We start from the raw sequence: 25,321 nt of genomic DNA, 5'->3' as shown, positions 1-25,321 counted from the left end.
GACGCCGCCGGGCATTCGTTCGAGGCGCGGGCATGAGCGGACGGCGTCGCCCGGCTGGCGCACGCCGCGGCCACCCGGCGCGCGCGTCTCGGCACGGGCAACGCGGCCCCAAGAACGGGCGCCGCAAGCTCGCGAATCATCCGTCCGTCGCCGAGCGGCTGGAGACCGCGGATCTGCTGCTCGCCGGTGCGGTGACCGACGCGGGCGGGTTGTGGTCGCGGGCGACGGCATGGATTCTGCGGATCGCTCTGGAGCAGGCCGTCGACGAACTGTGGCTGCGGCTGGCGCCCGCACTGATCCGCTGTCCGATGCGGGCGCAGCTGATCGCGCTGCGCGCCTTCGCGGGACCGGACGTGGCGGCGCGGGTGGCGGTGCTGTGGGCGGCGCTGTCGCGTGCCGCCCACCACCACGACTACGAACTCGCGCCCAGTGTCACCGATCTGCGCCGCTGGCGCGAGCAGACCCTTGCTCTCGCCGAGGAGCTGGCTGCCGTGGAGGCGCACCAGGGCTAGGTTGGCTCAGTCGCGTCGGTTCGGGCTTCGCTGTCGGCGAGTTCCTGGTAATGCTTGTCCGAGCCCCAGCCGACATGCGCCTCACCGCGCATCCGTTCGATCATGTGCGGATAGTGCAGTTCGAAGGCGGGCCGCTCGGAGCGGATGCGCGGCAGCTCGTAGAAGTTGTGCCGCGGCGGCGGGCAGGTGGTGGCCCACTCCAGCGAGTTGCCGTAACCCCACGGATCGTCCACGGTGACCACCTCGCCGTAGCGGTAGCTCTTGAAGACGTTCCACAGGAACGGCAGCATCGAGGCGCCGAGCACGAAAGCGCCGATCGTGGAGATCATGTTGAGCAGGGTGAAGTCGTCCGTGGGCAGGTAGTCGGCGTAGCGGCGGGGCATGCCCTCCGCGCCCAGCCAGTGCTGCACCAGGAAGGTGGTGTGGAAACCCAACAGCGTGGTCCAGAAGTGCCACTTGGCCAGGCGCTCGTCGAGCATGCGTCCGGTCATCTTCGGGAACCAGAAATAGATGCCCGCGAACGTGGCGAACACGATGGTGCCGAACAGGACGTAATGGAAGTGCGCCACGACGAAATACGAGTCGGTGACGTGGAAGTCCAGCGGCGGGCTGGCCAGGATGACACCGGACAAACCGCCGAACAGGAACGTCACCAGGAAGCCGAGCGCGAACAGCATCGGTGATTCGAAGGTCAGCTGGCCGCGCCACATGGTGCCGATCCAGTTGAAGAACTTCACGCCGGTGGGGACCGCGATGAGGAAGGTCATGAACGAGAAGAACGGCAGCAGCACCGCGCCGGTGGCGAACATGTGATGCGCCCACACGGCCATGGACAGGCCCGCGATGCCCATGGTGGCGTAGACCAAGGTGGTGTACCCGAAGATCGGCTTGCGACTGAACACCGGGAAGATCTCCGAGATGATGCCGAAGAACGGCAGCGCGATGATGTACACCTCGGGGTGGCCGAAGAACCAGAACAGGTGTTGCCACAACAGGGTTCCGCCGGTAGCCGGGTCGTAGATGTTGCCACCGAGGCGACGATCCACCTCCAGGCCCATCAGCGCGGCGGTCAGCAGTGGGAATACCAGCAGTACCAGGATGCTGGTGACGGTGATGTTCCAGGTGAAGATCGGCATCCGGAACATGGTCATGCCTGGCGCGCGCAGGCAGATCACGGTGGTCAGCATGTTCACGCCACCGAGGATGGTGCCCAGACCCGAGACCGCCAGGCCCATGACCCACATGTCCCCCCCGACCCCCGGAGAGTGCAGCATGTCGGTCAGCGGCGAATACGCGGTCCAGCCGAAGTCCGCCGCGCCGCCCGGGGTGGTGAACCCGGCGGTCGCTATCGTTGCGCCGAACAGATACAGCCAGTAGCTGAAGGCGTTCAGCCGCGGGAAAGCGACGTCGGGGGCGCCGATCTGCAACGGCAGGACGACATTGGCGAAGCCGAACACGATCGGTGTGGCATAAAACAGCAGCATGATCGTGCCGTGCATGGTGAACAGCTGGTTGTACTGCTCGGTGGAGAGGAATTGCAGGCCCGGCCGCGCCAGCTCCCCGCGGATCAACAGCGCCATCAGGCCGCCGACCATGAAGAAGCCCACCGACGTGGTCAGGTACATGACGCCGAGCACCTTGGGGTCGGTGGTCGTCATCATCTTCCAGATATAGGAGCCCTTCGGGCCGAGCCTGGCCGGATAGGGGCGCACCGCCTCCAATTCAGGCGTTGCGCGGGGCGCTACCTCAGTCAACGATCCTCCTGAAAACGCATCTCAGACTCAGGACCAATTCGACAGCTATATGAAGCAAATCACAGTTCCGGTCGCTATACTCCGTGCCCCGCGAAAAAAGGCGCACAAATTGTTCCTGCTGGACCGCGGATGGTCCGCTCATATGGAAGGGAGCACGGTATGAGTGGACCGCGCAGATGCCCGTGCGGGCGCGGCGAGGCATTCGACGACTGCTGTGGTCCGGTACTGCGGGGCGAGCGCGCCGCCGCCACCGCCGAGGCGTTGATGCGGTCGCGGTACACGGCGTTCGCCGTGGGCGACGCCGACTACCTGCTGCGCTCCTGGCATCCGCGCACCCGTCCACGGGAACTAGCTCTCGATCCGGCGCAACGCTGGCTCTTCCTGGAGATCACCCGCACGGAGCGCGGCGGCCTGTTCGACGACACCGGCACCGTAGAGTTCGTCGCGCATTACCGGGACGCCGACGGCCGCGGCGCACTGCACGAGACCAGCAGATTCGCCCGCTCCGGCGATGCCTGGGTCTACTTGGACGGCACGCACGACGCCTGACCGGTAGCGTCACCGGTCATGGCACGCGTCGCGATCGAGTACTGCACCCAATGCCGCTGGCTGCTGCGAGCGAGCTGGATGGCGCAGGAACTGCTCAGCACGTTCGCCACCGAACTGGGCGAGGTCGCGCTCATCCCCGGTTCCGGCGGGGTCTTCCGGATCACCGTCGACGGCGAACAGATCTGGGAACGCAAGGCCGACGGCGGCTTCCCCGACATCGCCGTCCTCAAGCAGCGGGTGCGCGACCGAGTGGCCCCCGAACGCGACCTCGGCCACGTCGACCGGCGCGACTGAACCCGCGGTATCCACGCCGCAGTCGCCGCCCGCCGGGACGTCACGGCGTCGAGCGAGCCCTACTGAACTGCCGGGGGCCCGAAGCGAAGTCACGCGGTCGTCGCTGGGGTGCTGTGGGCTCGGCGTTGGCGAGTGAACCTGCCTCGGCTGTAGCGAAGTAAGCGGCAGTAGCCGTCCCCCAGAGGCACCGCGAAGCGCCTCTGAACCCGCGGCCGCTGGAAGGGGAGCTCGCGGCAACAACAGGTGACCCGCCGGGCGAGTCATGGGCTCGGCGGGCTCGATTGAACTCGCGGCGCGGGAGGGGATCAGCCGCAGCAGCCGCCACCGCAGCAGCCCCCGCCTGCCGGGGGCGCGGCGGGGCTCGGCGCGGCCGCGTTGCCGCCGCCTCTGCTCACGGTGGCGAACGTGGTCAGCAGCTTGACCGTGTCGTCGTGCCCGCTGGGGCAGGCGGCGGGCGCCGACGATTCCGCCATGGGGCGGGTCACCTCGAACGTGTCGCCGCAGCTGCGGCACCGGTAGCTGTAACTCGGCATCCGCTCATTCTAGGGCCGCACCCCTGTGCGTTCACCTTGATGATTCCCGGAGCCTGTCCCGGGGCGGCGGAGACTCGAGCGATCGGGTAGCGAACTCCGGACGACCGGGTTCGTCCGCAGCCGACTACCGGCAACGTGAGCGCTGCTTACTTGGCCGCTGTGGCCGACCAGCCGTAATGCACCCCGCCACCGTGATCAATTCGACACAGTGGTCGATGCGGCGGCCTGAACAGCGGATGAATGCCGCCCGACACCGCAATGAATCGGCATGGAAATCTGGCCGTACCGATCTTCGTCGTACTCTCGAAAAAGAAGTATGAGGAGGTCTGCGATGAGCGCCCAGTTCTCCGAGGCGGTGCCCGGTCCCGACGATCTCGCCCAGCCGATCGCGCGAACGGTATACGGAGACGTGCGCGGCGTTCGCGAAGGGGCCGTATCGGTGTGGCGCAGCATCCCCTACGCGGCGGCCCCGGGAGGACCCACACGGTTCGCGCCGCCGAAGCCACCGCAGCCGTGGGACGGAGCGCGCGACTGTACTCGCTTCGGCCGGATCGCGCCGCAGTCGATGGGCCCCATGGTGCCCATCGACTCGGGTCTCACGATGGGTGAGGACTGCCTGTGGCTGAACGTCTGGTCCCCGCGGAACGCGGGCGAGGACTCGGTGCACGAGCCGCGCCCGGTGCTGGTCTGGCTGCACGGTGGCGCGTACTGCCTCGGCACCGCCGCACAGGAGATCTACGACGGACGCAAGCTGGCCCTGGCCGGTGACGTCGTGGTCGTCGCGGTGAACTATCGGCTCGGCGCGCTCGGCTTCCTCGACCTGTCCTCGCTCGGCGACGACTTCGTGCCGAACCTCGGCCTGCACGACCAGATCGCCGCGCTGGAATGGGTGCGGGAGAACATCGCCGCGTTCGGCGGCGACCCCGGCAACGTCACGCTGTTCGGCGAGTCCTCCGGCGCGGGGTGCGTCACCGCGTTGCTGACCTCGCCGCGCGCCGAGGGCCTGTTCCATCGGGCCATCGCCCAGAGCCCACCCGCGACCACGGTGTTCGGGCCGGAGCGAGCGGCGACGGTGGCGCGGCGATTCCTGGAGTTGCTGGAGCTGCCCGCGTCCCGGGCCAAGGAGCTGCTGGAGTGCCCGATCGAGCGGATCGTGGCGGCCGCGGGCGTGCTGCTCGACGAGATCCCGTTGAAGGAGCCGGGCAGGCTGGCGGCCGCCCCCGTGGTCGACGGGGACCTGCTGCCGACCTACCCGATCGACCGGTTCCAGCGCGGGCAATCGCATCGGGTGCCGTTGATGATCGGCACCAACAAGGACGAGGCGTCGCTGTTCCGGTTGCTGCGCTCGCCCATCATGCCGGTGACCCCGGACGCGGTGAACGCGATGCTGCGCGACGTCGCGGCGACCCATCCGGGTATGTCAGCGGAGCGGGTCGCCGAGATCACCTCCGCGTACCCGGATCTGAACAAAGCCCGCGGCGCGCTGGCCATGTCCACCGACGCGGCGTTCCGGATGCCCGCGCACTGGGTGGCCGACGGCCACGCCCAGCACTCACCGACCTGGATGTACCGCTTCGACTACGCCACCCCGATGCTGCGCGCGGCCCGCGTCGGCGCGGGCCATGCCACCGAATTGCCCTATGTCTTCGGCAATTTCGGCACGATCAACCACGACCCGACCTTTTGGCTCGGCGGCCGCAAGACAGCCATGGACGTCTCCGGCCGCATCATGCGCCGCTGGCTGGCCTTCGCCACCTACGGCGTCCCCGCCGCCCTCGACGGCTCCAAACACTGGCCCCCCTACCGCATCCCGGCCCGCACCACCCTGGTCATCGACACCGCCGACCGAGTCCTCGACGACCCCGACCGCGACCTGCACACCGCCTGGGGCCAACAAGCCGTCGGCTTCAGCTAGCCCGTCGACACGCTCGTCGCGTCTATGAACCGGCGTCAGACGTCGGTGGAGAAGCGGATGCCGCCGTCGGGGATCTCGACGCCGGGCCAGACGCGGGCGCCGCGGAGGAGTTCGCAGCGGGCGCCGATGTTCGCGCCGTCGCCGATGACGCCGTCGCGGACGAGGGCGCGCGGGCCGATGCGTGCGCCGAAGCCGATGATGGTGCGTTCGACGGTCGCGCCCGCTTCGATCCGCGCGCCGTCGAAGACGACCGCGCCGTCCAGGCGTGCGCCCGCGCCGATCTCGGCGCCGCGGCCGACCACCGTGCCGCCGATGAGCACCGCGCCGGGGGCGACGCCCGCGCCGGGGTGGACCAGCGATTCCCCGCGCTGGCCGGGCAGGGCGGGGGACGGGGCGATACCGCGGACCAGGTCGGCGGAGCCGCGGACGAAGTCCTCGGGTGTGCCCATGTCGCGCCAGTAGGAGGTGTCCACATGCGCTTGGAGGCGGGCGCCTTCGGCCAGCAGCGAGGGGAAGACCTCGCGCTCCACCGACACCGGACGCCCGGCCGGGATCTTCTCGATGTACTCGCGGCGGAACACGTAGCACCCGGCGTTGATCTGGTCGGTCGGCGGATCCTGGGTCTTCTCCAGGAACGCGGTGACCCGGCCGTCCTCGTCGGTGGGCACGCAGCCGAACGCGCGCGGATCGCTCACCCGGACCAGGTGCAGGGTCACGTCGGCGCGGGTCGACTCGTGCGTGTCGAGCACCGCGCCGAGATCGGTGCCGCCGAGCACGTCGCCGTTGAACACCATCACGTTGTCGGCGCGCAGCTTGGGCAGCACGTTGCGGATGGCGCCGCCGGTGCCCAGCGGCTCGGTCTCGGTGACGTACTCGATCTCCAGGCCCAGCTCGGAGCCGTCGCCGAAGTGCTCCTCGAAGACCTCGGCCTTGAACGAGGTGCCCAGCACCACGTGGGTGATCCCGGCTTCGGCGATGCGGGCGAGCAGATGGGTCAGGAACGGCAACCCGGCCGTCGGCAGCATCGGCTTGGGTGCCGAGAGGGTCAGCGGCCGTAACCGCGTGCCCTGCCCGCCGACCAGGATCACGGCGTCTGTGCCTGCATTTCCTGCCATCCAGCTACCCCTAGCTCACAACGTCGACTCTTCCGCGGCACCGGTTATCCGGCGTCGCGCGCCTGTTGGCGCAGGGCAGATCGAACCGCAATCCTCGAGCGCATCGCAAGTCCGGCCCGCAGCGCCAGCCGCAGCGGCGCCTGCCACCAGTGCGGATGCCGGTCGGCCTGGAACCGGTAGGCGCTGGCGTGGTGGGCGGGCAGCATGACTTCGGGATGGCGGCCCGCCGCATGCCCCTTGGCATGGGTGACCTCGGCGTCCGGCACGAACACGTTGTGCCAGCCCGCCTTGCCCATCCGGTCGCCGAAGTCGACGTCCTCCATGTACATGAAGTAGCGCGAGTCGAAGCCGTCGATCGAGTCGAACGCCGCGCGCCGTACCAGCAGGCACGATCCGGACAGCCAGCCGACCGCCCGCTCGGAGATCTCCTCGTTCTCCTGCCGGTAGCGGCGAGTCCACGGGTTGGACTTCCACACCGTGCCCAGGATCGCGTGACCGGCGCCGTCGAGCAGGCCGGGCACCCGCCGCGCGGACGGATACACGCTGCCGTCCGGTTCCAGCACCAGCGGCCCGAGTGCGCCCGCGCGCGGCCAGCGCTTGGCCGCCGCGAGCAGCTTGTCGATGGAGTCGACGCCCCAGCGGATGTCGGGGTTGGCGATCACGATGAACTCGATGGCCGGATCGATCTCCGCGACGGCGCGGTTGATCGCGCCGCCATAGCCGATGTTGCCGCCGGTGCGCAGTAGCCGCACGTGCGAGTTGGCCTCGGCGACCAGCTCCGGCACGCCGTCCACCGAGCCGTTGTCGGCCAGGATCACCTGCGGTTTCTCCGTGGTGGCCGCGGCGAGGGTGGTGATGAAGTGCTCGAGGTGTTCACCCGGCGAGTAGGTCACCGTGACGACGGCCAGGCTCGCGGGCGCGGCGGAATCGGAATCGCTCACGGAGATAAACCCTAGCTGGACCGGCGCGCCAGCGCGTCCCCCAGTGCCGTTCGCCAAGCGCGCAGGGGAGTCAGCCCGGCGTTGTCCCAGGCACGCGGCGACAGCACCGAATATGCCGGGCGCCGTGCGGGTCTGGGAAACGCCGACGAGTCACAGGGCCGCACCCGCTCCGGGTCGGCGCCGATCCCGGCGAACACCGCGCGGGCGAGTTCGAACCGGCTGGCCTGACCGGCGTTGGTGGCGTGCAGGACTCGGGGCGCGTCCGGTCGTCCCGCCAGCTCCAGCAGCGCGGCGGCCAGGTCGGCGGCGTATGTTGGTGAGCCGACCTCGTCGTCCACCACGTCGACGGTGTCGCGTTCCCGTTCCAGCCGCAGCATCGTCGCGACGAAATCGCCGCCGCGCCCGGTGTATACCCAGGCGGTGCGCACCACGTGCGCGTTCGGGCACCCGGCCAGCACCGCCTGCTCGCCCGCGAGTTTGGACTTTCCGTAGACGGACGCGGGTCCGGTCGGATCGGTGGTGTCATATGGCCGCTGGTGGGTACCTGGAAAGACATAGTCGGTGGACAGATGGATCAGCCGGGCACCGAGCGCCGCGCAGGCCTCGGCGAGCACGGCCGGTCCGGTCGCGTTACCCGCGTACGCTGCCTCGGTCTCGGTTTCGGCCCGGTCGACGGCGGTGTAGGCGGCGCAGTTGAGCACCACGTCGCCGGGTGTGAGTACCGCGCGCACGGCGGCGGGGTCGGTGATGTCGAGTTCGGCCCGCCCGTAGCCGTGGGCGGCCGGAGCGAGACGCAGCAGTTCCCGGCCCACCTGCCCGTGCGCCCCGGTGACGACGAGGCGTGCGGATACGGTGGATCGGGGCGCGGTGAGGTCGGTCACGGGCGCAAGTCTGGCATGCCGCCGCGCTCGCGGTTGAGGTCCTTCGCAGTAACCGTTCGTTAGCTCGAGGCGTCGGGGGGATCCCGGAACCGGGCAGGGCGGGCGGGAACGACAGGTGGCGGTGCGGTTGCGCACACGCGTCGCCACGAAACCCAGTTTCGGCGAGAGGATGCAGAGTTGTCGCAGGGCACATCGGTGTCGCCGCGGCCGCCCCGGCCCGGCACGCAGTCGTTCGGACCGCTGCGCTCGTTGGCCGCGGCCGCCGCCGTCCTCGTGCTCGTGCTCACCGGATTCGCTTGGCGCAGCGTGGATGCGCTGGTCGCCAACATCGAGCGCATCGGTGACCTCGGGCTCGGCGGCGGCCGCGACGGCGCGGTGGACATCCTGCTGGTCGGCGTGGACAGCCGGACCGACGCACACGGCAATCCGCTGTCCGACCGCGAGCGCGCGATCCTGCACGCGGGCGACGAGTCCGGCACCAACACCGACACCATCGTGCTGCTGCGCGTGCCGAACGACGGGCGCTCGGCCACCGCGATCTCCATTCCGCGTGACTCCTACGTCGACATTCCCGGCCTCGGCATGGGCAAGATCAACTCCGCCTACGGCGCGACCAAGGCGGCCCAGTACGTGAAGCTGACCGAGCAGGGCGTCTCGGAGACCGACGCGCAGCGCCAGTCCACCCAGGCGGGCAGGCAGGCGCTGATCAAGACCGTGGCGACCCTGACCGGGCTCACCGTCGACCACTACGCCGAGGTGAGCCTGCTCGGCTTCGTGCTGCTCACCGACGCGGTCGGCGGCGTCGAGGTGTGCCTGCGAAATCCGGTGGAGGAATGGATGTCCGGCGCCGATTTCCCCGCGGGACCTCAGCGCCTGGACGGGTCGCGTGCGCTCAGTTTCGTGCGCCAGCGCCACAATCTGCCGCGCGGTGACATCGATCGGATCGTGCGCCAGCAGGTGTTCATGGCGCAGTTGGTGCGGCAGGTCCTCAGCGCGAAGACGCTCAGCAATCCGGGCACGTTGCACAAGCTCAGCGACGCGGTGGGACGGACGATCGTGGTGGACGAGGGCTGGGACGTGCTCGCCTTCCTCCAGCAGTTGAAGGATCTCTCCGGCGGCCAGGTGACCTTCGAGACCATTCCGGTCGCCGACCTCAACGGCGAGACCAGCAGCGGCGAATCCGTGGTCAAGGTCGAGCCCAAGGCGGTCAAGACCTACGTCGCCTCGCTGGTCGGCGAGGCGGAACCCACGCGGACGCCCGATTCCCGCGGCGATCCCACGACCGTGACCGTCAACGTCTACAACGCGGGCGGTGTCGGCGGACTCGCGGCGGAGGTGGCACAGGCACTGAGCGCCAAAGGCTTCCGCCAAGGCGCGGTGTCCAACTACACCGGAGAGCGCGTGACGAGCAGCCGGGTGCTCGCCGCGGACCCGTCCAGTCAGAAGGCCAAGGCGGTGGCCACCGCGCTCGGCGGGCTGCCGATCCTCGCGGATCCGGCGCTGTCGCCGGATTCGGTGAGCGTCGTGCTGGCGAGCGACTATTCTGGTCCGGGCTCGGCGGCCGGGCGGGTGTTCGACTTCTCCGGAACGTCGACCTCCGCGACGCCCGTCCCGCCCGCCCCACCGATCGATGCAGGCCAGAACGGACCGAAATGCGTGAACTGAACCATGCGTGACATCGACCAGGCACACACACTCACCGAAGCGATACTCGATCCGATCCTCGCCCGCGAGCCGGCGGGCCCGCGCGTCACCTATTACGACGACGCGACCGGCGCGCGGATCGAGCTGTCCGGCCTGACGCTGGCGAACTGGGCGGCCAAGACGGCCAACCTGATTCGCGACGAGTTCGGCCTGAGCGCGGGCGCCCGGGTCGCCGTGCTGCTGCCCGCGCACTGGCAGACCGCCGCGGTGCTGCTCGGCTGCTGGTGGGCGGGCACCGAGGTGGTGCTGCACCCCGACGAGGACGCCGACCTGGCCTTGGCGACCCCCGATCGTCTCGACGACACCGACGGCGCCGGTGAGGTCGCGGCCCTGTCGCTGGACGCCATGGGCGCCCCGGTGCGCGATCTGCCGGTGGGCGTCACTGATTTCGCCACCGCGGTGCGGGTGCACGGCGACCAGTTCCTGGCCCGCGGCGCCGGAGTCGCGCTGGAGGGCATGCCGGTCGCCGAGGTACTCGCCGAGGCACGGAAATCGGCCCTGCGGCAAGGCTTCTCCGAGGGCGACCGGGTGCTGTCCAGCACGCCGTGGGACACCCCGGCGGAGCTCGTCGACGGCTACGTCGCGGTGCTGGCCGCGGGCGCCTCGCTGGTGCAGGTGGTCAACCCGGATCCGGCGCTGCACGACCGCCGCATCGCTTCGGAACGGGTGACCGCGCAGCGTCTGTGAGCGAGCGGCAGCCGCACGGGAGTGCTCCTACCGCGGTATTGGCGCCGATCCGACCACAGGACGTTCCACAAGTTCGCGTACTTCCGTACGGTGGACTCATCGCACAACGACGGGGTTGGACTATGAAGCCACAGTATTGGTTCCGCTGGATGTCGGTGCAGGGCGCCCCGCGCCTCGCCCTGCGATTACAGGCCCGCCGTGGCGACGCGTTCGCCGAATTGATGGCCGGGCCCACCGGCTGCGATGACCCCTACCCGCTCATCGAGCAGCTGCGCGGCCAAGGCAGGCTGCAGCGGACCTCGATCGCGTGGGCGACCTTCGATCACGAGCTGAGCCGTTCCATCCTGCGCGACACCCGCTTCGGCGTGCGCACCACGGAGAGCTTCAACATCCCCAGACCGCTGCAGAAGCTCGCCGAGCGCTTCCCGCTGCCGCCGAACCCGGTCGAACCGCCGTCGATGCTGGTAATCGATCCGCCGGAGCACACGCGGATGCGCAAGCCGGTCGCTTCGGCGTTCACCCCGCGCGCGGTCCGCAGGCTGCGCGACCGCGTCGAGACGGTCACCGAGGAGTTGCTGAACGCGCTACCGGCGGGCGGCTCGGCCGATCTGATCGAGTCCTACGCCTCCCAGGTGCCGATCGCGATCATCTCCGAGATGCTCGGCTTCCCCGACGAGGACAAGGCGAGGTTCCTCGACTGGGGCGATCAGATGACGCCGTTGCTGGACATCGGCATCCCATGGCGCGTGTACCGCAAGGCCCTGATGGCCATGGAGGTGATGAACGACTACCTCGACCGGCATATCGACCGGCTGCGCCGTGAGCCGGGCGAGGACATCCTCAGCAGCCTGGTCACCGCGGGGGAGCTGGACTCCTTCGCGCTGAAAGCCACCGCGAGCCTGCTCATGGGCGCCGGTTTCGAGACGACGGTCAACCTGATCGGCAACGGCGTCGCACTGCTGCTGGCGCATCCGGACCAGTTGGAGCGGCTGCGGGCGGAGCCGGAGCTGTGGCCCAACGCCGTCGAGGAGATCCTGCGCTTCGACTCGCCGGTGCACACCACCGCACGCACCGCGTTGACCGACGTGGAGCTCGACGGTGTCCACGTGCGCGCGGGCAACACGGTGGTGCTGTCGCTGGCGGGCGCCAACCACGACCCGGCCGTCTTCGCCGATCCCGGACGGTTCGACGTCGGGCGCGACAACGCCAAGGATCATCTGTCCTTCAGCAGCGGCGTGCACGTCTGCCTGGGCGCCAGCCTGGCCAGGATGGAAGGCGTCTACGCGCTGCGGGCGCTGTTCGAGCGCTTCCCCGACCTGAGCCTGGATGGTCCGCTGAAGCGGCGGAAGCTGTTCACCCTGCACGGCTACGAGCGGATGCCGGTGCGGCTCGGCCGCCGTGCGCACGCGCCAGAACCGTCGGCGGTGTGATCAGCCGGTGCTCTTCCAGACGTAGCGGGTCTTCGGACGACCTGCTCTGCCGTAGTCCGAACGCCGCATCACCAGGCCGTCGTCGGCCAGTTTCTCCAGGTAACGCCAGGCGGTGATGCGGGAGACCCCGATCGCGGTCGCGGTGTCCGCGGCCGTGACGCCCTCGCTTTCGGCGGCGCGCACCGCACGGGAGATCTCGTCGAGCGTCTGCGGCGCGACGCCTTTGGGGGTGGCGGCGCGCTGGTCGGTCGTACGCAACGCGCTCAACGCCCGGTCGATGTCGTGCTGCGAAATGGCGCTCTCGCCCGCGGGCAGCGCGGTGCGGAACTCGCGGTAGCGGTCCAGCTTGTCGCGGAACGCGGCGAAGGTGAACGGTTTCAGCAGGTACAGCACGACGCCGTGCGACACGGCGGTGCGCACCATGGCGAGGTCGCGCGCGGAGGTGATCGCGATGACGTCGGGGCGCGGCGCCAGCCCGGTCAGCGCGGCGGCGACGTCCAAGCCGCTCGCGTCCGGTAGCCCGATGTCCATCAGCACCAAGTCGATCGGAGTGCCCTCGGCCGCGGCATCGGCGGCCGCGCGCATCGCCTCACGTCCGGTATGGGCGACGCCGACGGGCGTGAATCCGGCGATGCGCTCCACGTAGGCGCGGTGCGCTTCGGCGATCAGCGGCTCGTCCTCGACGATCAGCACTCGGATCATCGTGCTTCCTTTCGTGGAATCGTCACGGTCACCGCGCTCTCGGGATCCCGTTGGGTGCGGATGGTTCCGCCGTGGCGGGCCACCAGCCGGTGGACCAGTGCCAGACCGAGCCCGTGATGGTGGGCCTTGGTCGAATAGCCCCGTTGCGACGCGCGCGCGAACATCTCCGCCGACATCCCGGGTCCGCTGTCGGCGACCCGGACGACCAGCATCGAGGCGCCGTCGGCCGCCGCGTCCACCTCCTCGTGGCGCAGCGTGACCTCCACCCAGCCGGACGGGCTGTCCGAAGCGGCGTCGATCGCGTTGTCGACCAGATTGCCGACCAATGTGACCGTTTCGTGCGGCGACAGTGGCTCCACCGAGTCGAGGGCGGTGTCGTCGGTGATGGTCAGCTCGATGCCGCGTTCGGCCGCCTGGTTCACCTTGCCGAGCAGCAGCGCGGCGAGCGCGGGCGCGCCGACCGCCGCGAACAGCCGGTCGATCAGCGCCTGGGACATCTGCAGCTCCGAGGTGGCGAACTCGACGGCCTCCTGATGGCGGCCGAGTTCCACCATGGTGACCACCGTGTGCAGCCGGTTCGCGGACTCGTGCGCCTGCGCCTGCAACGATTCCGCGAAGCTGCGCACCGAGTCGAGTTCGCCCATCACCGCCTGCAGTTCGGTGTGGTCGCGAATCGTCATCACCGTGCCGATCTGGCGGCCCTCCCACTCCACGGTGTCCTGGTTGACCAGCAGGATCCGATCGGTGGTCACGTGCATCTCGTCGCGCACGGTGCCCGAGCTCATCCGCTGCAGCGACAGCGGGAGGTCGCTGCGCCGCACCGCGCCCGGGGGCAGGTCGAGCAGGCGGCGCGCCTCGTCGTTGACCACTTCGGCGTTCTCGCCGGACGGTCCGAACACCATCAGTCCCTCGCGGACCGAGTGCAGCACGGCGTCGTGGTGCTCGTACATCACGCGCAGTTCGTCGGGCGCGAGGCCGTGGGTCTGCCGCCGCAGCCGGCGGCTCAGCAGGAACGATCCCATCGCCGCGATCAGCAGTCCCGCGCCGGCCACGCCGAGGATCACCGGAAACTGGGTGGCGACCTGATCGGCGATCTTCGCGCGGGTCACCCCCACGGCGACCAGAGCGACGATCCTGCCGTCGTCGTAGACCGGCGTGACGGCCCGGATGGAGGGACCGAGGCTGCCGGTGTAGGTCTCGGTGAAGGTCTCGCCCGCCAGCGCGCGATCGATGGTGCCGCTGAACGGCAGTCCGATCATCGCGGGGTTGGTGTGCGTGTAGCGGGTCCGGTCCGGCGCCATGATCACGATGAAGTCCATGCCGGTCTCGCGCCGGATCTCCTCGGTCACCGGCTGCAGCAGCGCCGCCGGATCGGGGGTGCGGACGGCTTCGATGGTGAAGGGTGAATCGGCCACGCTCACCGCGACGTCGGTGACCTCGCGGGTGGTGATGACGTCGCTGTCGTGCCTGGCGTCCAGCACCGCGAGCACCGCCGCGATCACGACCATCATCGCTAGCACGACCAACTGGAAGACGAAGGCCTGACCGGCGAGGGAGAGCCGCCTGAGTGTCACAAGCTCTTCCTCCACTGAAAGTAATGCACCAAACAGTGACCGGAGTCACCCGGCCGACCATCATTCTGCCTGGGGGGCGTGAGCCACCTCACTTCGGTACCTCTCGAAGGGAAACCCTCGCCATGAGCGACTCGACTCGAACGCGGCACGACCGCACCCATTGGCTGTACCTGGCCGTCATCGTGGCGGTGGCCGCGGGCGTCCTGGTCGGCTGGCTGGCGCCCGGCGTCGCGCAGTCGTTCGCGCCGCTGGGAACCATCTTCGTCAACCTCATCAAGATGATGATCGCTCCGGTCATCTTCTGCACCATCGTGCTCGGGATCGGCTCGGTGCGCGCGGCGGCCACGGTCGGCAAGGTCGGCGGCCTGGCCATCGGCTACTTCCTGGTCATGTCGACCATCGCGCTGGGAATCGGCCTGGTCGTCGGCAACCTGCTGCAACCGGGCACCGGGCTGAATATCGCCAAGTCGACCAAAGCCGGTCACGATCTGGCCGACAAGGCGCACAGTGCGGGCGGCACCTGGGACTTCATCCAGAACATCGTTCCCAACACACTGCTGTCCTCGCTCACCGCGGGCAATGTCCTGCAGGCGCTGTTCGTCGCGCTCCTGGTCGGGTTCGCGGTGCAGGCGATGGGCCGAGCGGGCGAGCCGATCGTGCGCGGGGTGGCGCTGCTGCAGAAGCTGGTGTTCCGGATCCTGGTGATGATCCTGTGGCTGGCGCCGGTCGGCGCGTTCGGCGCGATCGCGAACGTGGTCGGCAAGACCGGCCTGGACGCGGTGGTGAAGCTGGGCACGCTGATGATCGCGTTCTACCTGACCTGCCTGGTCTTCGTCTTCGGCGTGCTGGGCGTGCTGCTGTGGGCCGTCTCGCGGGTGTCGATCTTCAAGCTGGTGCGCTATCTGGCGCGGGAGTACCTGCTGATCGTCGCGACCTCGTCCTCGGAATCGGCGCTGCCGCGGTTGATCGCGAAGATGGATCACCTGGGCGTGGAGCGCACCACGGTGGGTGTCGTCGTGCCGACCGGATACTCGTTCAACCTGGACGGCACCGCCATCTACCTGACCATGGCGTCGCTGTTCATCGCCGAGGCGATGGGCAAGCCGCTGTCGGTCGGGGAGCAAGTCGGCCTGCTGCTGTTCATGATCGTCGCGTCCAAGGGCGCGGCAGGGGTCACCGGCGCGGGCCTGGCCACGCTGGCGGCCGGATTGCAGAGCCACCGGCCCGAACTTCTCGACGGCGTCGGCGTGATCGTCGGCATCGACCGCTTCATGTCCGAGGCGCGGGCGCTGACCAACTTCTCCGGTAACGCGGTCGCCACGGTGCTGATCGGCACCTGGACCAAGACCGTCGACGTGGACCGGGTACGCGAGGTGCTCGACCGCAAGCTGCCGTTCGACGAGGGCACCATGGTCGACGACGACCACGCGGCGCCCGGCGCACCGCTCACCCAGGAGGCCGAGACCAAAGACCTGGTCAAGGCGTAACCCGCACGGTGAACGACGAAGGGCCCGCACGATCTGCGGGCCCTTCGTGGCGTCCAGTGGTCAGGCGGTCGCAGCCACAGCATCGGCCGTGCGACGGGTCGCGCAGGCCGCGGCGCATTCAACTGTCTTGGATGAGAAGTCGGAACGCTGGGTGAATGGGGGTCAAGGGTCTGATAGCGCGGAAGTCCTTCTCGTCGAGGGTCAGTACCGCGTTGGTCAGATAGCGCTCGGCGAGAACGACATTGACGGCGTCGGCGAGATCCAGGCGCAGTCCCCGGTACTGCTCGATGAGTTTCTGGGCAACCCGCAGATCATGGTGATCTACGGCCGGAACCAGTACGGCACCTTCTTCCGCGGACGTGACGAGATCGTTCAGTACGGGGTCGGCGACGTGCCGCTCTTTGCCGAAGCGTGCGACGAGTAGGTGGTCGACCTCATCGAGGACCAGTGGTGAGACGACGGCGACGGACGTAGCGAGCAGTTCGCGGACGCGAGCGCCCTGCGGGGCCGCGCTGTCGTAGGCCGCGATGATCGCCGACGTGTCTGCGATGAAGAAGCTCACTGTTCGTAGGCTTCGTTGAGCAGTGTGTCTGCTCGGGCGGCGAATTCCGGATCGCCGGAGTCGAACGTCGGCCAGGGACGTGTGCGCGGAGTGCGCGGAGTCCGCAGCAGTACGAGATCGATGCCTTCCCGGATGAGATCGGCCTCGGATCGGCCGGAGGCCTCCGCGGCCCGCTTCAGACGGGCCGCTTGCTCCGCTTCGAGATACACGCTCGTCTTCGACTTCATGAACATAGGGTAATACGTAGGGCATCGATGGGAATCGCGAGCGTCGTCCACACCCGCCGCGATGATCGGCGGCCGGTAGCGTGAAGGTATGGCTGATGTGGTGGTGGTCGGCTCCGGGCCGAACGGGCTCGCCGCCGCGGTGATCATGGCCAGGGCGGGGCTGGCCGTGGAGGTCTACGAGGCGGAGGCGACGCCGGGGGGCGGATCGCGGACGGCCGAGCTGACGCTGCCCGGCTACCGGCACGACGTGTGCGCCGGGGCGCATCCGATGGCGTTGGCGTCACCGATGTTCCGCGCGTTCGATCTGGCCGCGCACGGTGTCGAGCTACTGGCCCCCGAGGTGTCCTACGCGCATCCGCTCGACGGCGGCGTTGCCGGGCTGGCCTGGCGGGATCTGGAGCGGACCGTGGATGGCCTCGGCAGCGACGGAGCGGCCTGGCGCAGGTTGCTCGCGCCGCTGGTGCGGCACTGGCCGGACGTGGTGGATGTCGCGATGTCGGATCTGCGCCGCGTGCCATCCGGGCTCGCGACCGCGATCCGCTTCGGCCTGCGCGTGGTCGAGCAGGGATCCCCGCTCTGGGACATCAGATTTCGCGACGAAGTCGCACCCGCCCTGCTGACCGGCGTCGCCACCCACGCCATCATCCCGCCGCGCGCGATCACGGCGGCGGGAGCCGGGCTGATGCTGGCCACCCTGGCCCATGCCGGGGGCTGGGTTCTTCCGCGCGGCGGCAGCCAGGCGATTCCGGACGCGCTGATCGCCGAGCTCGAACGTCTCGGCGGACGAGTGCACACCGGGCACCGGGTCGACTCGCTGGACGAATTCGCCACCGCCCGCGCGATCCTGCTCGACATCGCCCCGGCCGAACTGCTGCGCATCGCGGAGCATCGGTTGGCCGAGGGCTATGCGAAGCGGCTGCGGCGGTTCCGCTACGGCGGCGCGGCCTGCAAGGTCGACTTCGCGCTCTCCGGTCCGGTGCCGTGGCAGGCCGAGGGCTGTGCGCTGGCCGGAACGGTGCACGTGATCGGCACCCGCGCCGAAGCCATGGCGGCCGAGCACGCCGTCGCCATGGGACGACATGCCGAACGCCCCTATGTGCTGTCCATCCAGCCCGGCGTGGTCGACCCCACCCGGGCGCCCGCGGGCGGCCACACCTTCTACACCTACGCCCATGTGCCGAACGGCTCCACCCGCGACGTCAGCGAGGACGTGATCGCCCAGGTCGAGCGCTTCGCACCGGGTTTCCGCGACCTGATCCTGGCCAAGAACGTGCGCACGGCAGCCGAAATGCCCGCCCACAACGCCAACTACATCGGCGGCGACATCTCCGCGGGCGCGATGACCCTGCGCCAGTTCGCCTTCCGCCCGGCCCCGCGCTGGAACCCCTACGCCACGTCCATTCCCGGCGTCTACCTGTGCTCCTCCGCGACCCCGCCCGGCCCGGGCGTGCACGGCATGAACGGCCTGCATGCCGCACGCCACGCCCTGCGCGACCGTTTCGCCATCCGCACCGACCCCCTCGACCTCCTGCGCACCACCGCCCCCCAAGTTCGCTGAGAACCGCACGGATCACGCCGGTGACGCACCGGGCGGGGTCTACAGGCGGCATGCCATGCCTTGCGCTATTGTCTCGGGATCCGTACCGATCCCGTCCTCCTGCGCGGCCCCGGCCGCTCGAGTTCGCTGTGCACCGCACAGATCACGTCGGTGACGCGCCGCCGGGTCTGTAGGCGGCACGCCATGCCTTGCGCGATTGTCTCGCGATCTGCACCGATCCCCTCGTCCTCCTGCGCGGCCCCGGCCGCTCGAGTTCGCTGTGCACCGCACAGATCACGTCGGTGACGCGCCGCCGGGTCTGTACGTGGCACACCATGCCTTGCGTCTCACGATCCGTACCGATCCCGGCGACCTCCTGCGCAGCTCAGGCCCCCAGTTCCGCCGAGTTCCGCGCGGATGATGCCGGTTGCGCGCACAACGTCATGCTGTGCGCAACCAGCGGGACCTAGCTCGTGGCGGGTTCGGTGCGGTACAGGTCGGGTTCGAGGTAGATGACGCGCGCGGCCGGTACCGCCGCGCGGACGCGCGACTCGGCGTCATCGATCGCGGTGGCGATAGCGGCGACGTCCAGGCCGGGCACCACGCCGACCTTCGCCGCCACGAGCAGCTCCTCCGGACCGAGGTACTGGGTCTTGAGGTGGATCACGCGATCGATGCGGGTGTCGTCGACCAGGTTCGTGCGAATCAGCCGGTTCTCGTCGGGCGTGGCGCCCTCGCCGATCAGCAGGCTCTGCATCTCCACGATCAGCACGACCGCGATGACACCGAGCAGCCCGCCGATGGCCAGCGTGCCGATGCCGTCCCACACCGGGTCATCGGTGAGCATGGTCAGGCCGACACCCGCGAACGCGAACAGCAGACCGATGAGCGCGCCGGTGTCCTCCAGCAGCACCACCGGAAGCTCCGGACTGCGCGAATTGCGGATGAACCGCCACCAGCTCGCGCCACCCTTGAGCGGCGCGGACTCGCGCACCGCCGTGGTGAAGCTGTAGGACTCCAGCCCGATCGCGATCAGCAGGATCACGATCGCCACGATCGGCGAACTGAGCTCCTCCGGATGCTGGATCTTGTGGATGCCCTCGTAGATGGCGTATCCGGAGCCGAGGGTGAACAGCACCAGCGCCACGATGAACGAATAGAAGTAGCGGTTGCGCGCGTACCCGAACGGATGCAGCTCGTCGGCTTCCTTCTCGGCGCGACGCTGCCCGAGCAGCAGCAATCCCTGATTGCCGGTATCGGCCACGGAGTGCACGGCCTCGGCGAGCATCGATCCCGACCCGGTGATCGCCGCGCCGACGAACTTCGCCGCGGCGATTCCCGCGTTCGCCGTCAACGCCGCGATGATCGCCTTCTTGCCACCGCCAGCCGACATGAAGCATGTCCTCTCTGTCTTCGAGCTATCCGCGAACAGCCTAGGCCAGGGCCGGCGTGGCCGGAGGACCCGGACAGGTCAGGCGGTCGCGCCGACGCACGCGCAGAACAGCTGGACGTCGCCGTCCACCGCCTGGGCCCGAATGTCGGTGTCGGCGGCCGAGATCCAGGCCGCGCCTCCGCGGGTGAGCTGGAGCGAGGAGTCGTTCTGCCACAGACGCACCGTTCCCGCGGTGCACAGCACGATGCCCGGTCCCGCCGCGGTGAGCGGCACCCGCGCCGAGCCGGCGACGAGGTCGAAGCGCCGCAGCGCGAACTCCGGTGCGGGCGTGCGGTAGCGCACCGATCCGTCGCCCGCCGGTTCCGGCAGCACGACGGGCAGGCTGATCGGCTCGAAGTCCAGCACGCGCAACAGCTCCGGCACGTCGACGTGCTTCGGGGTCAGCCCGCCGCGCAGCACGTTGTCGGAGTTGGCCATGATCTCCACGCCGAGCCCGCGCAGGTAGGCGTGCAGGTTCCCGGCCGCGAGGAACAACCCCTGACCCGGCTCCAGGGTGACCCGGTTCAGCAGCAGCGAAGCGAGCACACCGGCGTCGCCGGGGTAGGCCTCGGCGAGTTCGAGCGTGGTGCGCGCCTCGGCGGTGAACTCGCGCGTGCCCTTGCCGGACAGATACCGCACGCAGCCGTCCAGCACCGCGGGCAGCAGTGTGGCGAGTACATGCTGCGGCAGCGTGATCCACGTGGTGAACAGGGTGCGCAGGCCAGCGGAATCCGGTTGGCCCGCAAGCAGACCGGTGTAGGAGCTCAGCGCGTCCACGGCCAGCGCGCGGAGCAACTCGACCGTGCGGTGCGGGTCGCGAAATCCGGCCAGCGCCTCGAAGCGATCCAGCGCGACGACCAACTCGGGCTTGTGGTTCTCGTCGCGGTAGTTGCGCAGCGGCGAGTCCAACGGCACCTTGGCCCGGTTCTCCTGGTCGAACCCGGCCTTGGCCTGCGCCATGCTCGGATGAGCCTGCAACGACAGCGGCTCCTCGGCCGCCAGGATCTTCAGCAGGAACGGCAGCTTGCCGCCGAATTCCGCCGCGGCGGCGCCCAATTCGCGCTCCGGGTCGGCGGCGACCAGCTCCAGCAGCGAGGTGGTGCGGTCGCCGAGCCGCACGTACGCGGGATCGGCGGGGTGGGCGCCGAACCACAGTTCCGCCTCCGGATGGGCGGACGGCACCGGCCTGCCACACAGCTGAGCGAGCGCGGTGCGCGATCCCCAGGCATACGAACGGAGCGCACCAACGAGTTCGTGCACTAGTAGCTTCCCCCGAACTGCCCCTGGCTGTCGGCCGCGACGGCGCGGGAGCCGATCAGCCGCAGGTAGGCGGCGGCCATCTCCAGTCGCAGCGCTAGCACGGCGAGCTGTTCGAGTTCGGTGCCTTGTCCGGGCGCGGACTCCTCGGCGTGGGTGGGCCCCGGCGCGGTGGGGTCGGTCATGTCGGTATGCAGCAGGTCGACGTCGGCGTTCACCAGGTCGGCGTCCACCAGATTCGACTCGCCGCCGAACACCGCGATGCGACGGCGCGCGGCGGCGCGATCGCGATCGGCGCTGAGCACGAACACCCGGATGCGCTCCACCGGAGCGGGTCCGTCGAGTTCCTCGTCGTGGAACAGCGGATCGAAATCGGGTGCGGACTCGCCCGCGGCCTCGGTCATCGTGGTCCGCGCCGCCACGGCCTCGGCCAGGTCCACCGCGGTGGCCACCTTGCCCGCGGATTGCAGCAGCACCTCGGCGCCGTGCTCGGCCAATTCGGCGGCGGCCGGTGAATCGCCCGCCAGCACGATGCCGCGCTGCTGCATGCGCGCGGCCAACGTCTTGGCGGGATTGTGGAAGACCTCGTTGTGCGGACCGTCGCGCAGCGCCTCCGCGTCCAGCACGTCGGCCAGCTCCGCGAGCTCGGGGACGGCCACGCCGGTGCGCACCGGGTCGACCGCGCGCAGCACCGCGATTCCGGCGGCCAGGAAGCGCAGCAGGCGGTTGTGCCCGAGCACCTGCACTCTCGGCTCCAGCACGGCGGCGCGACCGGCCGCGGCGGCACGCAGCGGCCCTTCGTGCGGCGCGGCGACGACCACTTCGGCGCCGCGGCGCAGCGCCCGGTCGACCGCGTCGATCAGCCGCGGGTCGCCCGCGTCGTCGCCGGCGACCAGCACGACATCCAGTGGTCCGACCCACGGCGGGAGGGCGGCGGCGGACACCACGGGCAGACCGGCCCGGTCGCCGAGGGCGGCGACGAGCAGGCTCGCGGCCCGCGCGGCACGCCCGGAACCGGAGACCAGCACCACGCTGCGCGGTCGCAGATCGGCCAGCCGGGCCAGCGCTTCCTCACCGACGGCCGCCGCGGTGGCGCGTACCTGGGCGCCGCCGGAGGCGGCCGAGCGCAGGGCGCCGCCGGAATCGGCTGCCTCGAGTGAAGCGGCATCGTCGAGGTCGAGCACCGGTGTTCCAGCGATCATCGGGCGTCCCACCTCCCCTCATCGCGCTGTGTCGTTTCCGCCCCCACGCCCACCCGGTCGGGTTGCCATACCGAGACCGAGTCGGGCGAATCCAAGGCCTGTGATTCCACTATTCCAGTCAGGAGCGCACGATGCTCAGGATCTCGGTCACGAGTGCGTCTACTTCCTCCGCCGACCTGGCCTCGACGTTCAGCCGGAGCAACGGCTCGGTGTTCGACGCGCGCAGGTTGAACCAGGCGTTGTCGGCCAGCTGCACGGTCACCCCGTCCAGCCGGTCCACCGAGTGCGCCCGGTCCGCGAAGGCATCCACCACGGCCATCGTCCGCGCCGCCGCGTCCGACACCGTGGAGTTGATCTCGCCGGAAGCCGCGTAGGTCGCGTACGACGACATCAGCTCCGACACCGGCCGGTCCTTCTCGCCGAGCGCCGCCAGCACGTGCAGCGCCGCGAGCATCCCGGAGTCGGCGCCCCAGAAGTCCCGGAAGTAGTAGTGCGCGGAGTGCTCGCCGCCGAACACGGCTCCGGTGGCGGCCATTTCCTGCTTGATGAACGAGTGCCCGACCCTGGTGCGCACCGGCGTCCCGCCCAGCTCGTGCACCAGCTCCGGCACCGCGCGCGAGGTGATCAGGTTGTGGATGATCACCGCGCCCGGCTCTTTGGCCAGCTCGCGCTCGGCGACCAGCGCGGTGATCGCCGACGGCGACACCGGGTCGCCGTTCTCGTCGACCACGAAGCAGCGGTCGGCGTCGCCGTCGAAGGCAAGGCCGATGTCCGCGCCGCAGCTGCGGACCAGCTTCTGCAGGTCCACCAGGTTCGCCGGGTCGAGCGGGTTGGCCTCATGGTTGGGGAAGCTGCCGTCCAGCTCGAAATACAGCGGGACGATGGTCACCTGCGGCAGCGTGCCGAGCACCGCGGGCACGGTGTGGCCGCCCATGCCGTTGCCCGCGTCCACGGCGATGGTGAGCGGGCGGATGCCGCCGAGATCGACCAGGCCGCGCAGGAAGGCCGCGTATTCGGTGAGCAGATCCAGTTCCGTCGCGGTGCCGCGCTCGCCCGTGTGCTCGGGCACGCCCTCGATCAGCTCCTTCGCGATGGTGGCCAGGCCGGTGTCCTGGCCGACCGGGAGCGCCTTGGCGCGGCACAGCTTGATGCCGTTGTAGCGGGCCGGGTTGTGGCTGGCGGTGAACATGGCGCCGGGGCAATCCAGGTGGCCGGAGGCGAAGTACAGCTGGTCGGTAGAGGCGAGGCCGATGTGCACCACGTCGAGTCCCTGACCGAGCACGCCGTCGGCGAACGCCGCCGCGAGTCCAGGGGAGGAATCCCGCATGTCGTGTCCGATGACGATCCGGCTCGCGTCCTCCGCGCGCATCAACCTGGCGAACGACGCGCCGACGTCCCTGACGAATTCCGCGTCGATCTGATCACCGACCACACCGCGAACGTCGTAAGCCTTGATCACCGCGTTCACGGATTCGGCAGAGCGGGCGACTGTCATGCCCAACACCCTAGTGGTTGCGCCGGGCCGGTCCGACACCCTCCTTCCCGGGATCAGGACGGCGGGTCGGGAAGCACGCGGAGATGGCCGCGGCGGCCGGTGCGTGTGGTGCGCGACGGCGGAGGTGCGTAGTCGCGATAACCGCGCTGACCGCGCTGCTCGTGTTCCGGTGGGCGACGGCGTAGCCCGGCCTCGCGGACCGCCTCCGCGAGCGCGGTCAGATCGTCGTCATCCGGTGTGCTGGAGGAGAATCCGCCTTCGTGCCGGACCAGTTCCCAGCCTTTCGGAGCGGTGATCCGGGAGCCGTGCGTTTCGCAGAGATCCCAGGAGTGCGGTTCGGCGACCGTCGCGAGCGGCCCGACCACTGCCGTCGAGTCCGAGTACACATAGGTGAGCGTCGCGACGGCCGGATTCTTGCAGCCTGGACGGCAGCAACGACGCATGGGAATCACGCCGATGAGCGTAACCCCCCTGCCGCATCGATGGGGAAAGACACGCTTGAAGAATCTCGGTCTGCTTTCCGCGTGCGGCCGCCCCGCGCCTGCCCCGCAACGCATTCGGGGGCCGCCGCGGAGTGGATGGGTGCGAATCACTCGGCTTCCGGATCGATCACGTCCGGGTCGACGCCGAGGTAGGTCGCGACCTGTTGGACCAGCACTTCGCGCAGCAGGTCGACCAAGTCGTCGGGATCGCTGGCGCGCAGCTCGAGCGGCTTGCGGAACAGCACCACCCGCGCCCGGGTGGCCGCGCCGTGCCGGTCGACGCCGGCGGGGATGAGCCGGGACAGCGGCACCGGTCCGTCGGCGACCACCTCGTCCGGCCAGGTGACCGAATCCGGGTGCAGCGGACGGATTTTCGGAACGTCGTCGACGGCGATGTCCAGCTTGGTGAGCCGGTCGTGCCAGCGGCTGTCCAACGGGGCGAACGCCTCCAGCACCAGCCGGTCGAACTTCTGGCCGCGGGTCCGCCACGCCGGCACCGTGGGCGGCAGCATCGGCCCGCGCACCCCGCGGCCGCGGCGGGTCACCGACCGGGCGGTCGGCGGTCGACGCTTACGGGAACGTGCCATGACACAAAATCTAGGCCAGCCGCCTGCGGCCGTCCGCATCGAGGCGGCGAGATGTCTCCGGTCGTGTCGCTGTGCCCGGAGTCGCCCTGGTGGGGGCCGCGACTCCGGGCGCCGCGCACGTCTGTCAGCCGATGCCGCGCTTGAGGCGGCGGCGCTCCCGCTCGGAGAGACCGCCCCAGATGCCGAAGCGCTCATCGTGCGCGAGTGCGTACTCCAGGCACTCGTCGCGTACTTCACACCCCATGCAGATCCGTTTGGCCTCACGGGTGGAGCCGCCCTTCTCGGGGAAGAACGCCTCCGGATCGGTCTGCGCGCACAGGGCGCGCTCCTGCCACTGCTCTTCGATGGATTCGAACATCTCGTCGAAGCCGGTCACGACCAGGCTGAGCCGGGGCGCCGCGTCTCCGTCACCCCCCTCTCCGTCCTTCCAGCCGTTGTCTGCGCAGACGCCACGTGCTGCGC

At 69.7% G+C, this 25,321-nt stretch carries 25 protein-coding genes; 9 read left to right on the top strand and 16 right to left on the bottom strand.

Annotated elements, in window-relative coordinates:
• Window positions 1-32 precede the first annotated feature (32 nt).
• The gene (locus ON34_RS20995) at window positions 33-512 is read left to right on the top strand and encodes a hypothetical protein (RefSeq protein WP_083889597.1); all 480 of its coding nucleotides are present in this window, start codon (window positions 33-35) and stop codon (window positions 510-512) included.
• Here ON34_RS20995 and ctaD read toward each other — a convergent pair.
• A complete protein-coding gene (gene ctaD / locus ON34_RS20990; RefSeq protein ID WP_040781885.1) occupies window positions 509-2,266 on the bottom strand; it encodes an aa3-type cytochrome oxidase subunit I in 1,758 nt (585 codons plus the stop codon). The two genes, ON34_RS20995 and ctaD, sit on opposite strands and share 4 nt — an antisense overlap.
• A gap of 159 nt (window positions 2,267-2,425) precedes the next feature.
• Here ctaD and ON34_RS20985 point away from each other — a divergent pair, with 159 nt between their 5' ends.
• Both ON34_RS20985 and ON34_RS20980 read left to right on the top strand, forming a co-directional pair.
• Window positions 2,426-2,815 (top strand): YchJ family protein, encoded by a 390-nt coding sequence (locus tag ON34_RS20985; RefSeq protein ID WP_040781883.1) that lies wholly within the window; start codon window positions 2,426-2,428, stop codon window positions 2,813-2,815.
• Between the two features lie 18 nt (window positions 2,816-2,833).
• Window positions 2,834-3,109, top strand: a complete 276-nt coding sequence (locus ON34_RS20980) for an Rdx family protein (protein WP_040781881.1) — start codon at window positions 2,834-2,836, stop codon at window positions 3,107-3,109.
• Window positions 3,110-3,414: 305 nt separating this feature from the next.
• Here the strand turns inward: ON34_RS20980 and ON34_RS34805 are convergent, their stop codons facing one another.
• Window positions 3,415-3,642 carry an FmdB family zinc ribbon protein gene (locus ON34_RS34805; RefSeq protein ID WP_040781880.1) on the bottom strand — a complete coding sequence of 76 codons (228 nt, stop codon included), beginning with the start codon at window positions 3,640-3,642 and terminating at the stop codon, window positions 3,415-3,417.
• A gap of 331 nt (window positions 3,643-3,973) precedes the next feature.
• Between ON34_RS34805 and ON34_RS20970 the strand changes: the two genes are divergently transcribed.
• The gene (locus tag ON34_RS20970; RefSeq protein WP_083889596.1) at window positions 3,974-5,557 is read left to right on the top strand and encodes a carboxylesterase/lipase family protein; all 1,584 of its coding nucleotides are present in this window, start codon (window positions 3,974-3,976) and stop codon (window positions 5,555-5,557) included.
• Between the two features lie 35 nt (window positions 5,558-5,592).
• Here the strand turns inward: ON34_RS20970 and manB are convergent, their stop codons facing one another.
• Genes manB through rfbD form a run of 3 tightly spaced genes read right to left on the bottom strand, consistent with a single transcriptional unit; the run spans window position 5,593 to window position 8,494 of the window.
• Window positions 5,593-6,672 (bottom strand): mannose-1-phosphate guanylyltransferase, encoded by a 1,080-nt coding sequence (gene manB / locus ON34_RS20965; protein ID WP_040781878.1) that lies wholly within the window; start codon window positions 6,670-6,672, stop codon window positions 5,593-5,595.
• Window positions 6,673-6,716: 44 nt separating this feature from the next.
• Complete coding sequence (locus ON34_RS20960) at window positions 6,717-7,613, bottom strand: glycosyltransferase family 2 protein (protein WP_040781876.1); 897 nt, start codon at window positions 7,611-7,613, stop codon at window positions 6,717-6,719.
• Between the two features lie 11 nt (window positions 7,614-7,624).
• Window positions 7,625-8,494: a dTDP-4-dehydrorhamnose reductase gene (gene rfbD / locus ON34_RS20955; RefSeq protein WP_040781874.1), complete on the bottom strand. Its 870-nt coding sequence runs from the start codon at window positions 8,492-8,494 to the stop codon at window positions 7,625-7,627.
• 195 nt (window positions 8,495-8,689) lie between these two features.
• On the opposite strand from rfbD, the gene ON34_RS20950 reads away from it, so the two are divergent.
• The 3 genes from ON34_RS20950 to ON34_RS20940 all read left to right on the top strand — a co-directional run bounded on the left by ON34_RS20950 (window position 8,690) and on the right by ON34_RS20940 (window position 12,315).
• On the top strand, window positions 8,690-10,159 hold the full coding sequence (locus tag ON34_RS20950; protein ID WP_444543831.1) for an LCP family protein: 1,470 nt from the start codon (window positions 8,690-8,692) through the stop codon (window positions 10,157-10,159).
• A gap of 3 nt (window positions 10,160-10,162) precedes the next feature.
• On the top strand, window positions 10,163-10,885 hold the full coding sequence (locus ON34_RS20945; RefSeq protein ID WP_040781872.1) for a TIGR03089 family protein: 723 nt from the start codon (window positions 10,163-10,165) through the stop codon (window positions 10,883-10,885).
• Window positions 10,886-11,007: 122 nt separating this feature from the next.
• Window positions 11,008-12,315: a cytochrome P450 gene (locus tag ON34_RS20940; RefSeq protein WP_040781871.1), complete on the top strand. Its 1,308-nt coding sequence runs from the start codon at window positions 11,008-11,010 to the stop codon at window positions 12,313-12,315.
• Here the strand turns inward: ON34_RS20940 and ON34_RS20935 are convergent, their stop codons facing one another.
• A complete protein-coding gene (locus ON34_RS20935) occupies window positions 12,316-13,017 on the bottom strand; it encodes a response regulator (protein ID WP_040781870.1) in 702 nt (233 codons plus the stop codon).
• Window positions 13,014-14,528, bottom strand: coding sequence for an ATP-binding protein (locus ON34_RS20930; RefSeq protein ID WP_051022932.1), 1,515 nt, complete (start codon window positions 14,526-14,528; stop codon window positions 13,014-13,016). The genes ON34_RS20935 and ON34_RS20930 overlap by 4 nt, the downstream gene beginning before the upstream one ends.
• A 185-nt stretch (window positions 14,529-14,713) precedes the next feature.
• On the opposite strand from ON34_RS20930, the gene ON34_RS20925 reads away from it, so the two are divergent.
• A complete protein-coding gene (locus tag ON34_RS20925; RefSeq protein WP_040781867.1) occupies window positions 14,714-16,078 on the top strand; it encodes a cation:dicarboxylate symporter family transporter in 1,365 nt (454 codons plus the stop codon).
• 118 nt (window positions 16,079-16,196) lie between these two features.
• Here ON34_RS20925 and ON34_RS36190 read toward each other — a convergent pair whose 3' ends face one another.
• The gene (locus ON34_RS36190) at window positions 16,197-16,640 is read right to left on the bottom strand and encodes a PIN domain-containing protein (RefSeq protein ID WP_040781866.1); all 444 of its coding nucleotides are present in this window, start codon (window positions 16,638-16,640) and stop codon (window positions 16,197-16,199) included.
• Window positions 16,637-16,867, bottom strand: coding sequence for a ribbon-helix-helix domain-containing protein (locus ON34_RS36185; RefSeq protein ID WP_157172360.1), 231 nt, complete (start codon window positions 16,865-16,867; stop codon window positions 16,637-16,639). The genes ON34_RS36190 and ON34_RS36185 overlap by 4 nt, the downstream gene beginning before the upstream one ends.
• Before the next feature lie 88 nt (window positions 16,868-16,955).
• Here ON34_RS36185 and ON34_RS20910 point away from each other — a divergent pair, with 88 nt between their 5' ends.
• The gene (locus tag ON34_RS20910) at window positions 16,956-18,425 is read left to right on the top strand and encodes a phytoene desaturase family protein (RefSeq protein WP_040781864.1); all 1,470 of its coding nucleotides are present in this window, start codon (window positions 16,956-16,958) and stop codon (window positions 18,423-18,425) included.
• 445 nt (window positions 18,426-18,870) lie between these two features.
• On the opposite strand, the gene ON34_RS20905 is transcribed toward ON34_RS20910, so the two are convergent.
• The 7 genes from ON34_RS20905 to ON34_RS20875 form a co-directional block, all read right to left on the bottom strand.
• Complete coding sequence (locus ON34_RS20905; protein WP_040781863.1) at window positions 18,871-19,797, bottom strand: cation diffusion facilitator family transporter; 927 nt, start codon at window positions 19,795-19,797, stop codon at window positions 18,871-18,873.
• Window positions 19,798-19,875: 78 nt separating this feature from the next.
• Entirely contained in the window at window positions 19,876-21,096 is a 1,221-nt protein-coding gene (gene manA / locus ON34_RS20900) for a mannose-6-phosphate isomerase, class I (protein ID WP_040781861.1), read from the bottom strand.
• Window positions 21,096-22,295 (bottom strand): hypothetical protein, encoded by a 1,200-nt coding sequence (locus tag ON34_RS20895; RefSeq protein WP_040781859.1) that lies wholly within the window; start codon window positions 22,293-22,295, stop codon window positions 21,096-21,098. The genes manA and ON34_RS20895 overlap by 1 nt, the downstream gene beginning before the upstream one ends.
• Window positions 22,296-22,413: 118 nt before the next feature.
• Entirely contained in the window at window positions 22,414-23,790 is a 1,377-nt protein-coding gene (locus ON34_RS20890; protein ID WP_040781858.1) for a phosphomannomutase/phosphoglucomutase, read from the bottom strand.
• 53 nt (window positions 23,791-23,843) lie between these two features.
• Window positions 23,844-24,233 carry a DUF3499 domain-containing protein gene (locus ON34_RS20885; protein ID WP_040781966.1) on the bottom strand — a complete coding sequence of 130 codons (390 nt, stop codon included), beginning with the start codon at window positions 24,231-24,233 and terminating at the stop codon, window positions 23,844-23,846.
• 146 nt (window positions 24,234-24,379) lie between these two features.
• Window positions 24,380-24,859, bottom strand: a complete 480-nt coding sequence (locus ON34_RS20880; RefSeq protein ID WP_169333889.1) for a metallopeptidase family protein — start codon at window positions 24,857-24,859, stop codon at window positions 24,380-24,382.
• Window positions 24,860-24,983: 124 nt separating this feature from the next.
• Window positions 24,984-25,217, bottom strand: a complete 234-nt coding sequence (locus ON34_RS20875; RefSeq protein WP_029901515.1) for a WhiB family transcriptional regulator — start codon at window positions 25,215-25,217, stop codon at window positions 24,984-24,986.
• Between the last annotated feature and the right edge of the window lie 104 nt (window positions 25,218-25,321).

It is taken from the genome of Nocardia pneumoniae NBRC 100136, from assembly GCF_000308755.1.
Lineage (GTDB): Bacteria > Actinomycetota > Actinomycetes > Mycobacteriales > Mycobacteriaceae > Nocardia > Nocardia pneumoniae.
This window is presented reverse-complemented; position numbering and strand designations above follow the sequence as displayed.

What these genes read in the sequence shown, in the direction of transcription:
- ON34_RS20985 (WP_040781883.1), top strand. Translation starts at nt 2,426, where the DNA reads ATGAGTGGACCGCGCAGATGCCCGTGCGGGCGCGGCGAGGCATTCGAC.
- ON34_RS20945 (WP_040781872.1), top strand. Translation starts at nt 10,163, where the DNA reads ATGCGTGACATCGACCAGGCACACACACTCACCGAAGCGATACTCGAT.
- manB (WP_040781878.1), bottom strand. Translation starts at nt 6,672, where the DNA reads ATGGCAGGAAATGCAGGCACAGACGCCGTGATCCTGGTCGGCGGGCAG.
- ON34_RS20895 (WP_040781859.1), bottom strand. Translation starts at nt 22,295, where the DNA reads ATGATCGCTGGAACACCGGTGCTCGACCTCGACGATGCCGCTTCACTC.
- ON34_RS20910 (WP_040781864.1), top strand. Translation starts at nt 16,956, where the DNA reads ATGGCTGATGTGGTGGTGGTCGGCTCCGGGCCGAACGGGCTCGCCGCC.
- ON34_RS34805 (WP_040781880.1), bottom strand. Translation starts at nt 3,642, where the DNA reads ATGCCGAGTTACAGCTACCGGTGCCGCAGCTGCGGCGACACGTTCGAG.
- ON34_RS20970 (WP_083889596.1), top strand. Translation starts at nt 3,974, where the DNA reads ATGAGCGCCCAGTTCTCCGAGGCGGTGCCCGGTCCCGACGATCTCGCC.
- ON34_RS20925 (WP_040781867.1), top strand. Translation starts at nt 14,714, where the DNA reads ATGAGCGACTCGACTCGAACGCGGCACGACCGCACCCATTGGCTGTAC.
- ON34_RS20905 (WP_040781863.1), bottom strand. Translation starts at nt 19,797, where the DNA reads ATGTCGGCTGGCGGTGGCAAGAAGGCGATCATCGCGGCGTTGACGGCG.
- ON34_RS20980 (WP_040781881.1), top strand. Translation starts at nt 2,834, where the DNA reads ATGGCACGCGTCGCGATCGAGTACTGCACCCAATGCCGCTGGCTGCTG.
- ON34_RS20885 (WP_040781966.1), bottom strand. Translation starts at nt 24,233, where the DNA reads ATGCGTCGTTGCTGCCGTCCAGGCTGCAAGAATCCGGCCGTCGCGACG.
- ON34_RS20880 (WP_169333889.1), bottom strand. Translation starts at nt 24,859, where the DNA reads ATGGCACGTTCCCGTAAGCGTCGACCGCCGACCGCCCGGTCGGTGACC.
- ON34_RS36185 (WP_157172360.1), bottom strand. Translation starts at nt 16,867, where the DNA reads ATGAAGTCGAAGACGAGCGTGTATCTCGAAGCGGAGCAAGCGGCCCGT.
- ON34_RS20995 (WP_083889597.1), top strand. Translation starts at nt 33, where the DNA reads ATGAGCGGACGGCGTCGCCCGGCTGGCGCACGCCGCGGCCACCCGGCG.
- ON34_RS20930 (WP_051022932.1), bottom strand. Translation starts at nt 14,528, where the DNA reads ATGATGGTCGTGATCGCGGCGGTGCTCGCGGTGCTGGACGCCAGGCAC.
- ON34_RS20875 (WP_029901515.1), bottom strand. Translation starts at nt 25,217, where the DNA reads ATGTTCGAATCCATCGAAGAGCAGTGGCAGGAGCGCGCCCTGTGCGCG.
- ON34_RS20890 (WP_040781858.1), bottom strand. Translation starts at nt 23,790, where the DNA reads ATGACAGTCGCCCGCTCTGCCGAATCCGTGAACGCGGTGATCAAGGCT.
- ON34_RS20940 (WP_040781871.1), top strand. Translation starts at nt 11,008, where the DNA reads ATGAAGCCACAGTATTGGTTCCGCTGGATGTCGGTGCAGGGCGCCCCG.
- ON34_RS20935 (WP_040781870.1), bottom strand. Translation starts at nt 13,017, where the DNA reads ATGATCCGAGTGCTGATCGTCGAGGACGAGCCGCTGATCGCCGAAGCG.